At 67.6% G+C, this 14,930-nt stretch carries 14 protein-coding genes; 11 read left to right on the plus strand and 3 right to left on the minus strand.

Annotated features, from left to right (window positions below):
* The first annotated feature begins 10 nt into the window (after positions 1 to 10).
* The 4 genes from FZN60_RS20840 to FZN60_RS20855 all read left to right on the plus strand — a co-directional run bounded on the left by FZN60_RS20840 (position 11) and on the right by FZN60_RS20855 (position 4,202).
* On the plus strand, positions 11 to 874 hold the full coding sequence (locus FZN60_RS20840) for a shikimate dehydrogenase (RefSeq protein WP_158875434.1): 864 nt from the start codon (positions 11 to 13) through the stop codon (positions 872 to 874).
* Between the two features lie 12 nt (positions 875 to 886).
* Complete coding sequence (gene aroQ / locus FZN60_RS20845; RefSeq protein ID WP_158875435.1) at positions 887 to 1,336, plus strand: type II 3-dehydroquinate dehydratase; 450 nt, start codon at positions 887 to 889, stop codon at positions 1,334 to 1,336.
* Between the two features lie 71 nt (positions 1,337 to 1,407).
* Positions 1,408 to 2,247, plus strand: coding sequence for a cyclase family protein (locus FZN60_RS20850; protein WP_158875436.1), 840 nt, complete (start codon positions 1,408 to 1,410; stop codon positions 2,245 to 2,247).
* Positions 2,248 to 2,309: 62 nt separating this feature from the next.
* Complete coding sequence (locus FZN60_RS20855) at positions 2,310 to 4,202, plus strand: bifunctional sugar phosphate isomerase/epimerase/4-hydroxyphenylpyruvate dioxygenase family protein (protein WP_158875437.1); 1,893 nt, start codon at positions 2,310 to 2,312, stop codon at positions 4,200 to 4,202.
* A gap of 22 nt (positions 4,203 to 4,224) precedes the next feature.
* Here FZN60_RS20855 and pcaQ read toward each other — a convergent pair whose 3' ends face one another.
* Positions 4,225 to 5,145, minus strand: coding sequence for a pca operon transcription factor PcaQ (pcaQ, locus tag FZN60_RS20860; protein ID WP_158875438.1), 921 nt, complete (start codon positions 5,143 to 5,145; stop codon positions 4,225 to 4,227).
* Between the two features lie 92 nt (positions 5,146 to 5,237).
* Here pcaQ and pcaDC point away from each other — a divergent pair, with 92 nt between their 5' ends.
* The 7 genes from pcaDC to FZN60_RS20895 are packed head-to-tail and all read left to right on the plus strand — an operon-like array spanning position 5,238 to position 11,432.
* Complete coding sequence (pcaDC, locus tag FZN60_RS20865) at positions 5,238 to 6,410, plus strand: bifunctional 3-oxoadipate enol-lactonase/4-carboxymuconolactone decarboxylase PcaDC (RefSeq protein WP_158875439.1); 1,173 nt, start codon at positions 5,238 to 5,240, stop codon at positions 6,408 to 6,410.
* Positions 6,407 to 7,126, plus strand: a complete 720-nt coding sequence (gene pcaH, locus FZN60_RS20870) for a protocatechuate 3,4-dioxygenase subunit beta (protein ID WP_158875440.1) — start codon at positions 6,407 to 6,409, stop codon at positions 7,124 to 7,126. Before pcaDC ends, pcaH begins: the two co-directional genes overlap by 4 nt.
* Positions 7,126 to 7,752: a protocatechuate 3,4-dioxygenase subunit alpha gene (gene pcaG / locus FZN60_RS20875; protein ID WP_158875441.1), complete on the plus strand. Its 627-nt coding sequence runs from the start codon at positions 7,126 to 7,128 to the stop codon at positions 7,750 to 7,752. The genes pcaH and pcaG overlap by 1 nt, the downstream gene beginning before the upstream one ends.
* A 10-nt stretch (positions 7,753 to 7,762) precedes the next feature.
* The gene (locus tag FZN60_RS20880) at positions 7,763 to 8,497 is read left to right on the plus strand and encodes a 3-oxoacid CoA-transferase subunit A (RefSeq protein WP_158875442.1); all 735 of its coding nucleotides are present in this window, start codon (positions 7,763 to 7,765) and stop codon (positions 8,495 to 8,497) included.
* Positions 8,494 to 9,165, plus strand: coding sequence for a 3-oxoacid CoA-transferase subunit B (locus FZN60_RS20885; protein WP_158875443.1), 672 nt, complete (start codon positions 8,494 to 8,496; stop codon positions 9,163 to 9,165). The genes FZN60_RS20880 and FZN60_RS20885 overlap by 4 nt, the downstream gene beginning before the upstream one ends.
* Positions 9,166 to 10,368 (plus strand): 3-oxoadipyl-CoA thiolase, encoded by a 1,203-nt coding sequence (gene pcaF, locus FZN60_RS20890; RefSeq protein WP_158875444.1) that lies wholly within the window; start codon positions 9,166 to 9,168, stop codon positions 10,366 to 10,368.
* Between the two features lie 8 nt (positions 10,369 to 10,376).
* Entirely contained in the window at positions 10,377 to 11,432 is a 1,056-nt protein-coding gene (locus tag FZN60_RS20895; protein WP_158875445.1) for a 3-carboxy-cis,cis-muconate cycloisomerase, read from the plus strand.
* Positions 11,433 to 11,439: 7 nt separating this feature from the next.
* Here the strand turns inward: FZN60_RS20895 and FZN60_RS20900 are convergent, their stop codons facing one another.
* Both FZN60_RS20900 and FZN60_RS20905 read right to left on the minus strand, forming a co-directional pair.
* Positions 11,440 to 13,617 (minus strand): VPA1269 family protein, encoded by a 2,178-nt coding sequence (locus tag FZN60_RS20900; RefSeq protein WP_158875446.1) that lies wholly within the window; start codon positions 13,615 to 13,617, stop codon positions 11,440 to 11,442.
* A 50-nt stretch (positions 13,618 to 13,667) separates the two neighbouring features.
* Positions 13,668 to 14,489 (minus strand): site-specific integrase, encoded by an 822-nt coding sequence (locus FZN60_RS20905; protein WP_158875447.1) that lies wholly within the window; start codon positions 14,487 to 14,489, stop codon positions 13,668 to 13,670.
* Between the last annotated feature and the right edge of the window lie 441 nt (positions 14,490 to 14,930).

The raw sequence follows: 14,930 nt of genomic DNA on the forward strand, positions 1-14,930 counted from the left end.
GTGTCCTGCCATGCTCGACATCCCAACGCGCGCGATCCAGGTCGGCCTCATCGGCAGCGGCATCCAGCTCTCCCGCTCCCCGGCACTCCACGAAGCGGAAGGAGCCGCGAACGGCCTCTCCCTATCCTACGAGCTCATCGATCTGGACCAGCGCGGCGTCAGCGTCGAGGCCCTGCCGGAGCTGCTCGCCGAGGCCGAGGCCCGTGGCTTCGCCGGTGTCAACGTCACCCACCCGGCCAAGCAGGCCGTGATCCCGCACCTCCACGACCTCTCCGACGAGGCCCGCGCGCTCGGCGCCGTCAACACCGTGGTTCTGGCGGGCGGACGGCGCACCGGCCACAACACCGATTGCTCGGGCTTCGCCCGCGCCTTCAGGCGCAGGCTGCCGGACGCCGATCTCGGCCATGCCGTGCAGCTCGGCGCGGGCGGGGCGGGCGCGGCTGTCGCCCAGGCCATGCTCCAGCTCGGAACGCGCCGGCTGACGGTCTTCGACGTCGACGCCGCGCGCGCCGCCGCCCTCGCGGACCGGCTCGCCGAATCCTTCCCGGCGGCGCGCGTCGAGGCGGGCTCAGACCTTCTCGGTGCCATGGCCGCCGCCGACGGGCTCGTCCACGCGACGCCGACCGGCATGGCGGCTCATCCCGGCCTGCCGCTGCCGGCCGAGCTGCTCCAGCCTCGGCACTTCGTCGCCGAGATCGTCTACTTCCCGCTCGAGACCGAGCTCCTGCGCCTCGCCCGCAGCCGGGGCTGCCGCACCGTCGATGGGGGCGGCATGGCCGTGTTCCAGGCGGCTGGCGCCTTCCGGCTCTTCACCGGCATCGAGCCCGATGCGGATCGCATGCTCGCCCACTTCGCCGCCATGGGGGCGAACTGAGAGACGATGCCGATGCCCCTGATTGCCGTTCTCAACGGACCGAACCTCAACCTCCTCGGCAAGCGCCAGCCGGAGATTTACGGCCGCGAAACGCTGGCCGACGTCGAAACGGCTTGTCGAACTTTGGCGGCCGAACTGGGGCTGGACCTACGCTTTCACCAATCCAACCATGAGGGGCAGATCGTCGACTGGATCCACGATGCACGCGAGACGGCCGCCGGCATCGTGATCAACCCGGCCGCGCTCACCCACACCTCGGTCGCCATTCTCGACGCGTTGAACGCTTTCGAGGGACCGGTGGTCGAGGTCCACGTTTCCAACGTCCACAAGCGCGAGAGCTTCCGCCACCACTCCTTCGTCTCTCTGCGGGCGGATGGCGTGATCGCGGGTTGCGGAACGGAAGGATATCTCCTCGCGCTACGGCACGTTTCAAGCCGGCTCGGAGCGCGGAACCGAACCTGAGAAGTCGGGCGAGGACACTCGCCGGCCGTCCGCTGGAGGAAGCGGGCGCATCACACATGGAGGAACCGAAAATGTGCCCCCCGGGATGCCTGCATGCGGTCTGCGAGACCGCGACGCGCCGCGGCCTGTTGAAGGCCGGCTTCGCCTTCGCCAGCGCCGCGGCGGGACTGGGAGCCATCGCCCCCGTCCAGGCTCACGCTCAGGCCACGGCCGCTCGGCATAGCTTCTCGCGTGTCCAGGACCTGACCCATACGCTTTTCGAGGGCTTCCCGACGTTCAGCGGCGAGAAGTGGTTCACGGTCGAGAAGCCCGTGACCTGGGAGAAGGACAAGGTCAACCTGCACCGCTGGACGCTCATGGAGCATACCGGCACGCACATGGACGCGCCGTTGCATTTCTCGAAGGACGGCATGAGCGTCGACATGATCCCGATCACCGACCTGATCGTGCCGTTGGCCGTGATCGACATCCGCGAGCGGGCGGCGGCCGATCCGGACGCGAGCCTCACCCCCGACGACGTCAAGGCTTGGGAATCCCGCAACGGTCCGCTGCCCGAGGGCGCCTGCGTCGCCATGAACTCCGGCTGGCACAAGCTCCTCGACTCGCCCAAGTTCACCGGCCGCGACGCGGACGGGCGCAACCACACGCCCGGTTTCCACGCGGAGACGGCCGATCTCCTGATCCGGGAGCGGAACGTGAAGGGTTTGGCCGTGGACACGCTCTCGCTCGATCCGGGCCTCGCCTCGGGTGAGTTCCCGGTCCACTACCAGTGGCTCGGCAGCGGCCGCTGGGGCGTCGAGGCCATGGCCGGCCTGGACGACCTGCCGGAGACGGGGGCGCTCCTCGTGGTCGCGGGTCCCAAGGTTCGCGGCGCGACGGGCGGCCCGAGCCGCATCCTCGCCCTCGTCTGATCGTCATCCCCGCCGACCGCCCACCGGGCGGCCGGCTCCGGCATGCAGCAAGGAGTTTTCCCGTGAAGACCTCGATCGCGACCGTATCCTTGTCGGGCGACCTTTCGGAAAAGCTCGCCGCCATCTCGGCCGCCGGCTTCGGGGCGGTCGAGATCTTCGAGATCGACTTCCTCGCCTTCGACCAGGGGCCGCGCGAGGTCGGGCGGATGGTGCGCGACGCCGGCCTCGAGATCTCGCTCTTCCAGCCGTTCCGCGACTTCGAGGGCCTGCCCGAGCCGCAGCGCTCCCGCGCCTTCGAGCGGGCGCGGCGCAAGTTCGAGACGATGAACGAGCTCGGCGCCGACCTCATCCTCATCTGCTCCAACGTATCGCCGCTCGCGCTCGGCGGCATCGACCGCGCGGCGGAGGACCTTCGCGCGCTCGGCGAGGTCGCCCGCGAGCACGGGGTGCGGATCGGCTACGAGGCGCTCGCCTGGGGCCGATACGTCAACGACCACCGCGATGCCTGGGAGATCGTGCGCCGGGCCGACCATCCCCAAGTCGGCCTCATCCTCGACAGCTTCCATTCGCTCTCGCGCGGGATCGACTCCGGTTCGATCCGCTCGATCCCGAAGGACAAGATCGCCATCGTCCAGATGGCCGACGCGCCGAAGCTCGACCTCGACCTCCTGTCCTGGAGCCGGCACTACCGCAACATGCCGGGGCAGGGGGACCTGCCGGTCGCCGACTTCATGGCCGCCGTGGAAGCAACGGGCTACGAGGGCTACTACTCGCTGGAGATCTTCAACGACCAGTTCCGCGCGGGCTCGGCGCGCCAGACGGCCGTCGACGGGCGACGCTCGCTCATCTACATGATGGACCGCCTGAAGGCGGAAGGCCGGGCCGTGAAGGGACCTTCCGAGCCCCACCCGTTGCCGCCGCCGGCCCAGACCGCCGGCATCTCCTTCATCGAGTTCGCGACCGACGTCGGCTCGGCCGTCGCGCTGGCGAAGCTCCTGGAATCCATCGGCTTCCGCCATGCGGGCCGGCACCGCTCCAAGGACGTCGAGCTGTTCGCCCAAGGCGACCTGCGTGTGGTGGTCAACACCGAGACCGAAGGCTTCGCCCACTCGGCCTACGTGGTCCACGGCACCAACGTCGCGGCGCTGGGCCTCAGGATGCGCGATGCGGCGGCGGCCATGGCGCGGGCCGAGGGGCTGATCGCCACCGCCTTCCGCCAGGCGGTCGGGCCGGGGGAGCTCGAGCTTCCGGCGATCCGCGGGCTCGGCGGCAGTCTTCTCTACCTCGTTCCCGAAAACGACGCGCTCGGCCGGCAGTGGGAGGTCGACTTCGAGCTGGAGGACGGCTGGAGCGCTCATGCGGGCGCCGGCCTGGAGACCGTCGACCACGTCGCACAGACGGTGCGCTACGAAGACATCCTGTCCTGGACGCTCTTCTACCGCTCGATCTTCGACCTCAGGCCGTTGCCGGCGGTCGAGGTGCCAGACCCCGGCGGCCTCGTCCTCAGCCAGGTGCTGGAAAACGCCGACGCGAGCCTTCGCATCGTCCTCAACGGCTCGCAGTCCAGCCGCACGCAGTCCTCGCGCTTCGTGTCGCAGTTCGTCGGGCCCGGCGTCCAGCACGTCGCCTTCCGTACGCCCGACATCTTCGCGACGGTGGCCGCGCTCCGAGCGAACGGCGTGCCGCTCCTGTCCATCCCGCAGAACTACTACGATGACCTTGACGCCAAGTTCGACCTCGCGCCCGACGTGCTGCAAGCCATGCGCGCGGCCGGGATCCTCTACGATCGCGACGAGGGGGGAGAATACTTCCAGATCTACCTGGAGGCGCTCGAAGGCGGCTTCTTCATCGAGATCGTCGAGCGGCGCGGCTATCGCGGCCTCGGCGCCGCCAACGCCCCCATCCGCCTCGCCACGCAGGCGCGCCGCAGGCCCGCCGGCATTCCCGCGACGTGAGGCCACCATGGCGGCGCGTCGGTCAGGCGGCGCGGATCTCGGCGGCCGCTTCGCGGAGTTCCTTCACCAAGACCTCAGCGGGCGCGGAGAGCAGGACGCCGGCGCGCAGCGTGATGCCGACGGGGCCCGTCGTGTCGCCCGTGTCGATGGCGAGCCGCGCGAACTCGCCGCTCTGGAGGTCTTCCAGCACCACGCCCTCCGAGATGACCCAGATCGCGTCGCTCGCGCGGACGTAGCGGCGCGAGAAGGCGAGCGACACGGTTTCCACGACACTGGCCGGGCGCGGCAGGTTGAAGGCCGCAAAGAAGCGGTCGACCGCCGGTCGGATCACCGAGCCGGGCGGGGGCAGCAGGCATTCGAAGGCGCCGAGCGCGCAGGGCGAGAGCGGCGCTCCCGCGAGCGGGTGGCTCGCCCGCACCGCGAAAACGAGCGGTTCGGAGTAGAGGTGCTCGAAGACGAGGCCGGTCATCGCCTCGGGCTCCTGCATCCGACCGATGACGATGTCGAGATCGCCCTGGCGGAGCTGCTCCGTCAGGTATTCGTTCGGGCCGGTGACGACGCGCGGTGCCGCGCCGAGGCCGTGCGCCTGATAGCGCCGGATGGCGTCGGGCAGCAGCCGGGCCGATACGGTCGGCAATGCGCCGACGCGCACGGGAAGCGCATGCGGCGCGGTGGCGTCCTCGACCTCCTCCAGGCCGCGGCGCAAGGCCGACAGGCTCGCCTCCGCGTGGCGCAGGAACATCTCGCCGAAGCGCGACAGGACGGCGCCGCGCCGGGCGCGGTCGAAAAGCTCGACGCCCAGGATCTGCTCGAGTTCGCGGATCGCCTTCGACACGGCCGGCTGGGTGATCGCGAGGTCGCGGGCGGCGCGCCCGACGCTCGCCTGCCGGGCGACGGCGACGAAGGCCCTGAGATGACGCAGGCGCACCGCCGACATCCGCATGCCGATAACTCCGTGGTTATGGAAACGGCATGAATCCTCATTTTACATGACCGTTCAAGCGCAATAATCGAGGGGCACACGGGGAGGACGTCATGGCATTCGTGTGCGCGAACGGGATCGCGATCCACCACCGGCTCGCCGGGCGGCGGGGCGGAGCGCGCCTCGTCTTCCTGAACTCGCTCGGCTCCGACCTCCGGATCTGGGAGGACGTCGTCGCCCGCCTGGAGGACCGTTTCGAGATCCTCCTCGTCGACAAGCGCGGTCACGGCCTCAGCGAGACGACGCCCGGTCCCTATTCGATCCCGCTCCTCGCCGAGGACCTGACGGCGCTTCTCGATGCCATCGGCTGGCGCTCGGCCTCGATCGTCGGCCTCTCGATCGGCGGCCTGATCGCTCAGCACGTCGCGATCCACGCCCCCGGGCGGGTCGAAAGGCTGGTCCTGATGAACACGGCCGCGCGGATCGGGACGTCCGACGCGTGGAACGAGCGCATCGCCGCCGTCCGGGCCGGGGGCGTCGCCTCGATCGGCGAGGCGGTCGCCTCGCGCTGGTTTTCCGACGGTTACACCGGCCGCCACCCCGCCCACTTCGCCGCATGGCGCGCCATGCTGGAGGCGACGCCGACGGAAGGCTACGCCGCGGCCTGCGCGGCCGTGCGCGATGCCGACTATCGCGAGGCGGTGGCACATATCGCCGCCCCGACGCTCGCTATCGCCGGCGAGGCCGACAAGCCGACTCCGCCCGACCTCGTGCGCGGCACCGCCGGGCGCATCCCCGGCGCTCGCTTCGAACTGGTCGAGGGGGCGGGGCACCTGCCTTGCCTGGAGCGCCCAGGCGAGGTCGCCGCGCTGATCGCCGCTCATGTGGAGATGGAAGCCGAAGCGCCAAGTCGCTTCGAAGCGGGTATGGCCGTGCGCCGCGCAGTGCTGGGTGACGCCCATGTCGACCGCGCCACGGCCGCGACGACGCCCTTCGACGCGCCGTTCCAGCGCTTCATCACGGAAGGCGCCTGGGGCTCGGTGTGGTCGCGCTCGCACTTCACGCGCCGCGAGCGCTCGATCGTGACGCTCGCGCTCCTCGCCGCGCTCGGGCAGGACGAGGAGCTCGCGATGCACGTGCGCGCCACGAGGAACACCGGCGCGAGCGTCGAGGACGTGGTCGAGGCGCTGATGCACGTCGCCGTCTATGCCGGCGTGCCGGCGGCCAACCACGCGATCAGGATCGCCAAGACGACATTCGCCGAGATGGAGGAAGCGGCACGATGAGCGGCGCCTATTTCCAGCGCGACCGGGACTGGCACCCGCCGGCCCTGACCCCCGGCTACAAGACCTCCGTCCTGCGCAGTCCCCGCCAGGCGCTCCTGTCCATGCCGACGACGCCCTCGGAGGAGACGGGTCCCGTTTTCGGCCACGACGTCCTCGGTCCTCTCGACAACGACCTCATCCGCAACTTCGCCAAGGACGGCGAGGCGATCGGGCAGCGCATCGTGGTCTACGGCCGCGTGCTCGACGAGAACGCGCGTCCCGTGGCGGGCGCGCTGGTGGAGTTCTGGCAGGCCAATGCCGGCGGCCGCTACCGCCATAAGAAGGAAAGCTATCTCGCCACCCTCGACCCGAACTTCGGCGGATGCGGGCGGGCGATCACCGACGCGGAGGGGCGCTACTCCTTCCGGACCGTGAAGCCCGGCGCCTATCCCTGGCCGAACGGCGTCAACGACTGGCGCCCGGCGCACATCCACTTCTCCGTCTTCGGCCACGCCTTCGCGCAGCGCCTGATCACCCAGATGTACTTCGAGGGCGATCCGATGATCGGCCAGTGCCCGATCGTGAAGACCATCCCCGATCCCGCCGCCATTGAGCGGCTCGTCGCCGCGCTCGACCGCAATGCCACGATCCCGATGGACAGCTTGGCCTACAAGTTCGACATCGTGCTTCGCGGCCGCCGCTCCACGCTGTTCGAGAACCGGATGGAGGGCAACTGATGGTCCAGCGCCTCGATTATCTGAAGGAATCGCCCTCCCAGACCGCCGGCCCCTACGTCCACATCGGCACCAACCCGAACTGGGTGGAGATCACCGGCGTCTGGAGGGAGGACCTCGGCCTCGTCCTCGTCGGGCCTGAGACGGTGGGCGAGCGAATCCTCGTCGAGGGGAGGATCATCGACGGCTCGGGCGCGCTCGTGCGCGACGCCCTGGTCGAGATCTGGCAGGCCGACGCCGCGGGCCTTTACAACTCGCCGGCCGAAACGCGCGGGACCGCGGATCGAGCCTTTGCCGGCTGGGCGCGTCAGCCGGTCTCCGAAGCGGACGGTCTCTTCCGCTTCGAGACGATCCGGCCGGGCCGCGTGCCGTTCCCCGGCGGCGGACTCCAGGCGCCCCACGTCACGGTCTGGATCGTCGCGCGCGGGATCAATCTCGGCCTCCACACCCGCCTCTACTTCGGCGACGAGGCGGAAGCCAATTCGGTCGACCCGCTCCTGAACCGCATTCCCGACCCGGCGCGGCGGGCGACGCTCGTCGCCCCGCGCACGGAGCGCGACGGGATGCCCGTCTTCACCTTCGACATCCTCCTTCAGGGCGATGGCGAAACCGTCTTCCTGGACATGTGACGAGGTGCCCATGGACAAGATCATTCCTAGCCTTTCCGAGGCGGTGTCGGGCATCCCCGACGGCGCGGTCGTGATGATCGGCGGCTTCGGCGGCTCGGGCGCGCCGATCGAGCTGATCCACGCGCTGATCGACCGGTACCTATCGACCGGCAGCCCGCGGAACCTGACGGTCGTCAACAACAATGCCGGCAACGGCCATGTCGGGCTCGCGGCGCTGATCGAGCAGGGCATGGTGCGGAAGCTCATCTGCTCCTTCCCCCGCTCGGCCGACCCACGCGTCTTCACCGAGCGCTATCTCGCCGGCGAGATCGAGCTGGAACTGGTGCCGCAGGGCACCCTCGCCGAACGCATCCGGGCGGGGGGCGCGGGCATCCCGGCCTTCTACACCCCGACGAGCTACGGCACCGACCTCGCGAAGGACAAGCCGGTCGAGGAGTTCGACGGGCGCCCCTACGTGCGCGAGCTTTGGCTGAAGGCCGATTTCGCGATCATCAAGGCCCACAAGGGCGACCGGCTCGGCAACCTTGTCTTCAACAAGGCTGCCCGCAACTTCAACCCCCTGATGGCGACCGCCGCGGCGGTCACGATCGCGCAGGTCACCGAGATCGTCGAGCCCGGCGCCATCGATCCCGAAGCGGTCGTGACGCCCGGCATTTTCGTGCAGGGGGTGGTCGAGGTGGCGAACCCCGCGCAGGAGGAAGATCTCAACCGTGCCGGCGCCGCCTACCCGGAGAAGGCCGCATGAGCTCCAAGCTTTCCGCCACCCAGATCGCCTGGCGCGCCGCGCAGGACATCGCGGACGGGGCCTACGTCAACCTCGGCATCGGCTTTCCCGAGATGGTGGCGAAGTTCCAGCCCCCCGGCTGCGAGGCGGTCTTCCACACCGAGAACGGCATCCTCGGCTTCGGTGAGGCGCCGCGGCCGGGCGAAGAGGACTGGGACCTCATCAACGCCGGCAAGAAGGCGGTGACGCTCAAAGCCGGCACGGCCTTCTTCCACCACGCGGACTCGTTCGCCATGGTGCGCGGCGGACACCTCGACGTCGCGATCCTCGGGGCCTACGAGGTGGCCGAGACCGGGGATCTGGCCAACTGGTCGACGGGGCCGAAGGGCGTGCCGGCCGTCGGCGGGGCGATGGACCTCGTCCACGGCGCGAGGCGCGTCGCGGTCATCACCGACCACGTGACGAAGGACGGGAAGCCGAAGCTCGTGAAGCGCTGCTCGCTGCCGCTAACGGGCGTCGCCTGCGTCACCCGCGTCTACACGAGCCTCGCCGTGATCGATGTCGAGGGCGGGCACTTCGTACTGCGCGAGAAGCTGCCGTCTCTGTCGGTCGATGACCTGCAAGCCCAGACGGGCGCCGAGCTCCTAGTACCCGGCCCCGTTGCCGACCTCGTCGTTCCGGAGCTTTGAATGAGCGAAGCATTCATCTGTGCCTATCTGCGCACGCCCATCGGCCGCTTTGGCGGCTCCTTGTCCTCCGTCCGGGCCGACGATCTCGGTGCCGTGCCGCTCAAGGCCCTGATGGAGCGCCACCCGTCCCTCGACTTCGGCGCTGTGGACGAGGTGATCTTCGGCTGCGCCAACCAGGCGGGCGAGGACAACCGCAACGTAGCCCGCATGTCGCTCCTGCTTGCCGGTCTCCCCGAGACCGTGCCGGGCACGACGATGAACCGCCTCTGCGGCTCGGGGATGGACGCCGTGATCACGGCGGCGCGGGCGATCAAGTCCGGCGAGGCCGAGCTCGTGATCGCCGGCGGGGTCGAGTCGATGTCCCGCGCGCCCTTCGTCATGCCGAAGGCGGAAACCGCCTTCTCGCGCCACGCCGAGATCCACGACACAACGATCGGCTGGCGCTTCGTGAACCCCTTGATGAAGGCGCAGTACGGCGTCGACTCCATGCCCGAGACAGGCGAGAACGTCGCCGAGGACTTCCACGTCAGCCGTGAGGACCAGGACGCCTTCGCCGTCCGCTCTCAGAACAAGGCGGCGGCGGCCCAGGAGAACGGCCGGCTCGCGAAGGAGATCGTCCCCGTCACGATCCCGCAGCGAAAGGGCGACGAGAAGGTGGTGGATCGCGACGAGCATCCCCGCGCCACCACGATCGAGATCCTCGCCAAGCTGCCGACGCCGTTCCGCAAGGGCGGAACCGTGACGGCGGGCAACGCGTCGGGCGTCAACGACGGGGCGGCGGCGCTGATTGTGGCGAGCGAGGCGGCGGCGAGGCGCCACGGCCTGACGCCGGTCGCCCGCGTCCTCGGCGGGGCAACCGCCGGTGTTCCGCCGCGCATCATGGGCTTCGGCCCGGCACCGGCCTCCAGGAAGCTGATGGCGCGCCTCGACCTCTCACCGGCTGACTTCGAGGTGATCGAGCTGAACGAGGCTTTCGCCTCCCAAGGGCTTGCGACGCTGCGCGACCTCGGCATCGCCGACGACGATCCGCGCGTAAACCCGAACGGCGGCGGGATAGCCCTGGGGCATCCGCTCGGCATGTCGGGCGCCCGCATCACGGGCACGGCTGCGCTCGAGCTTGCCCTGGGGGCTGGACGCCGGGCGCTTGCTACCATGTGCATCGGCGTGGGCCAGGGCATCGCCGTGGCGCTGGAGCGCGTCTGAGCGTGGCGGTGAGCGGGGATGCCCTCGTCGCGAGCCTCGCCGGCGACGACGAGATCGCCGCGCAGTTCTCGGCTACCGCCGAGATCGCCGCTATGCTGCGCTTCGAAGCCGTGCTCGCCGAGGCGCAAGGTGCCCTCGGGATCATCCCCGACGATGCGGCGCGTGCGATCGCCGAGGCGGCATCCCGGGTCGTGGCCGACAAGGTCGCCATCCGCCGGGGCATGGCACGGGACGGCGTGCCGGTGCCGGCTCTTGTCATGGAACTGCGTGCCGCCTGCGGCGAGGCGCAGGGCGGCTTCGTGCATCACGGCGCGACGAGCCAGGACGTCGTGGATAGCGGATCGATGCTGCGCCTGAAGATGGTCCTGTCCCTGATCAACGACCGCGTGGCCCGCGTGCTCGGCAGGCTGGCGGATATGGCGGCCGATCAGGCCGCGACGCCCCTGATGGCCCAGACTCGGATGCAGGCGGCGCTGCCCTTCACCGCCGCCGAAAAGCTCGCCACCTGGCGCGTACCGCTCGAGAGCCATCGCGGACGGTTGGCCCGCCTCGCCGCCGAGCTCCCGGTCCAGCTCGGCGGCCCCATCGGCAACGGGGCGAGCTTCGGTCCGGACTATCCGGCGCTTCGGGCGGATCTCGCACGGCGCCTCGGCCTTCGCGAAGCCCAGCCGTGGCATGCGGATCGCACGCCCGTGCTCGACGTTGCGCACGGGCTCGCGCTCCTTACCGGGAGCCTCGCCAAGATCGGGCAGGACGTGGCGTTGATGGCGCAGACCCGCGTTCAAGCGATCGAGCTGACCGGCGGCGGAGAATCCTCAGCCATGGCGCACAAGCGCAATCCGGTCGCCGCCGAGGCTCTCGTCGCGCTCGGGCGCCTCAATGCCGGGCTTCTCGGGACTCTCGCCCAATCCATGATCCACGAGAACGAGCGCTCGGGGGCCGCCTGGACGTTGGAGTGGCTCGTTCTGCCGCAGATGGCGGAAGCCGCCGGCGGCGCCTGCCGCCTCGCCGAAGCGCTTCTAGCGGATGCTCGGTTCGTCCCCGAACCGGATGCCGGCCGCTGATCTTCGATCAATCCCTCGGGCGACCCAGGGTTAGGGCTGCCTTAGCTGTGGATCGGCGCAAGGGTTCGACGCCGATCGGTAGGTTAACCTGTTCAGCCTGCTGATGCTGGCGTGGTTGCCACGCGACGCCGATTAACACCTCAGCGATTAGTTGGTGGATCAGCTCCGGCCTCAAGTGGTAATAATATAGAGTCATAAGGATGGTGTCGTGGCCCGCCACGAACTTGCTGATGATGGTGATCGGAACCCCGGCCTCTGCCAAGGCGGTGATCCCCGCGACGCGCATCCCGTGCGGTTTGAAGACGGCGCCGTGAGGCTGGCCGTTAGGGTACTTTTCCGGCCGATTGACGATGGAGAGTGGATCGTCGGGATTCTCAATGTTGTGCCGACGCTCAAGTTCGGCCATCAGGAACTGCCAAAATTGATTGGTCATCCTGTTGTTGGGCAGGGTGTAAAGACCCTTGCGCATCCTGCTGTCCGGAACCCGGAAGAGCGGAAATATCGAGGGGTATTGCGAAAGTGCTGACTTGGGGACGTTGTCCGCTTGCTCGATATAGACCTCCGGGTGGATAGGAGCATCTATGGGCTGATGCTTCTCCTGGAACATCCGCAGCTCATCGAGCAATCGAAAGAACTCAAAGTTCTGCCAGGGAATGACGAACGGCTTTCCCGTTTTGTTGGTGTTGACGAAGATGCCCGTCAACTTCGAGTTTGGCATCCTCGCCGCGAAGCCCCGATGCGGCCTCTTCTTTTCGGCATTGACCCAATGGCCCCGGTGCGGCCCTTTGTTCTTGATCCATCGGTTGGTCGTCGGCTCAAAACGGTCGAGATCGCCTTCGCCGCTGTCCAGTCGTTTCGTCTGGCCCGCGCGCAGCGGGATCTCGAACAAAGCCAGGTACAGCGTCGGTAGAACGGGGCAGTAAGTTCTCTCACCGTCCACGAATATGTAGCAAAGGGAGCAGGTTCCGGGCCATCCACCCTTTCCCTCCAAAAGGATCTCTTTGGTTTTCTCGTATAGGTTCCTAGGTAGGGGCGTGGAGACACTCTCGGCCGGGGGGCGGCCGCCATCCTCTGCATCGATCTTGCCTTTCACATGGTCGATATCCAATAGGGTGACAAGTTGCAACGGAGACCGATGCTGAGGATACATCAACTCGAAGAATTGGTTGAATCGCCGGATGTGATTCAACGAATTCAAGACGGGCTGTGAGAAGGGCTTCTTACCGTTCTGGAGGCGCACGTTGATCAGGAACGTGACGAACCGCGTCGATGGCCTCGGACCCGTCATAAACGCGACGGGATCCTCGACCTGCAATGTGTCGCGCGACTCGTGGATGTAGGATATGAGGCTGTGCAAAGATCCCTTTAACTTTGATCCGACCGTTGGGTTCTTCGTTCTGAAATCCTCAAAGAGCGCATTCCACTTGGGATATTTGGCGGCTAGTACTCCGTACGTTTGGGCGTGCGAGCCTCGGCGTAAGAAGTCTGGTCGGGCGTTTCTGCCGAAATCTTCGAAGCCTTGGTCCGGGAAGATCCGGCTCAGCGCGAAACATATGTGACGGAGGGCTTCAAGGTAATGTGGTTCGGATCCGCCCCAAAGATCGGTTCGCCAACGCATTGCGTCCGTTTCAGACTTGAAGAACGACAGCCACGTCTTCGTCCCTTCCGGCCCGAGATCCGCCAAACATTTTGCACCGTTGACCGACATGGAGAGCGAGGCCAGGAGCCGCACGACGTGCGAGCGCATGCTTGCGCGCGCGGAGTCGGACCTTTTGCGTTTTAGATAGTCGAACAGCCCGGCTGCGGTCATTTCGGCATGAACGCTCTTCCCGAGCGTCGATCGCTCCATCATCCAGGCCGCCGCAGCCGCCGAGACGCCCATGCGGCCCGGCATCAGCTTGCCGGGAGAAAGAAGAAGCTCGCCTTCCTCCACGGCCTCGATCAGAGAGTCCAGGGCTCCGGCAGGATCCCCGGGGCGGCTGTGCGCGACAGTGGAGGGGTCCGGAATGTTCCTGTGCGTGCAAAGAGGGATCATCTCCAGAAGGTTTTGAAGACGGTCGCGCTTATTCTTGGAGCATTTGAAATCATCCTCGTCGGACAGGTTGATGCGCGTGCGGATGCCCACGGCGTTCTGGCATACTATCACGCCGCGAAGGTCCGCCTCGGGCAGGTAAATGGTGGCCATGCTTATCTCCTTGATCTTTGATGTTGGATTTGCGCCCTGACTTGCTTCGTCTAGGCATCGCGCGGGACGCTGTGGAAGCGCCGGGTGGCCAGTCCGTCGAGAGCCTCCCCAAGGGAAAGCCGTCCCATGTCGAAGGGGACGATCTGCTGCTCGCGGATGCGAAGTCGTGCGTCCTCGAGCAGCGCATGGATGTCCTCCGGCGCCTGTGCGGTATAGACACGCGAGCTCAGGATGCTGCGGTGATGCATGCACTTTTGGATCTCACTCTCGGTGAAACCGCTCTTGGCCAGGGTGTAGCCGTATAGGTGCCGCAATCCGTGCAGGGTCGTACCCGCGTGCTTGCCGGGTACCAGCGTGGGGTCGTCCAACAGGCGGCTGAGGCGGGCGATGGCCGCGTGCCAAGAATGGGACGCGGCCGCCATCGTGTACGGACGTCCAATCGCCCCCTCGGGGCTCGCATCTGCCGCCTCGGCGCAGACAAGAAGGTATGGATGATCGGGGTGTCCCGCGGCGAACCGCCGGGCCATGATCGAGGGCCGTACATCGAGAAGATAATCGGAGAGAAGTGCGGCGAAGAGTTCGCGCACACCCGGCAGCGGGCTCCAGAAGATCTCGGCGGAATTGTCCGACTGCAACAGCATGCCCTTCCAACCAGCCCTTTGGCTGCCCGTGAGCGCCGGACGCGGTTGGAGGCCGTAAAGCGTCTTGAGAAGGTATCTCCTCGTGCATGATCGCTGCCCCCATTGCTCCATATGGAACTCGGGATGGCGGAGATATCCGTGCACGTTCCCGTCGCGGAACTCGAAGTCGCTCACAAAGGCGTTCAACGCTTCACTGGATCGTATCCCGGTGGAGGCGAGCATGGCTGCCATCAACCGTCCCGTATGGTCCACTGCCGCGGCATCCCAGTGCGAGCCGGGTGCCCGCAGGTAGCCTTCCAAGAGCAACGGAGTGAGCAATGTCGGAGGAAAGCGGTGGACATGGGATGTCGTCGGAGCACCGTGGTCCGCTTCGGCACGCCCGGGTGACCCGGTGGGGCGGGGGACTGTTAAATGGCGCAGGATGCTGAAGTCGCGCTTTCGGTCGAGACCCGGCGACCCAACGTGGCCATTTGCGCAGGGAGGTGCGAACAGCACGTGGAACCCCTCGTCGGAGTCGGCGAGGTACCTGAAATACGAGCGGACGCCGTGGCCTGCCCCCGTTAGGTGGCCCGGTTCAAATCTAATGCATGGTTGGCTTATCGGCGACGTTTGAGGTGGCCGGCGAAGCGGGTTGGGGTGGCGCAGCCGGCCACGGCACGACGGCTGGTGCCG

This window comes from Antarcticirhabdus aurantiaca, assembly GCF_009765365.1.
Taxonomy (GTDB): Bacteria; Pseudomonadota; Alphaproteobacteria; order Rhizobiales; family Rhizobiaceae; genus Antarcticirhabdus; species Antarcticirhabdus aurantiaca.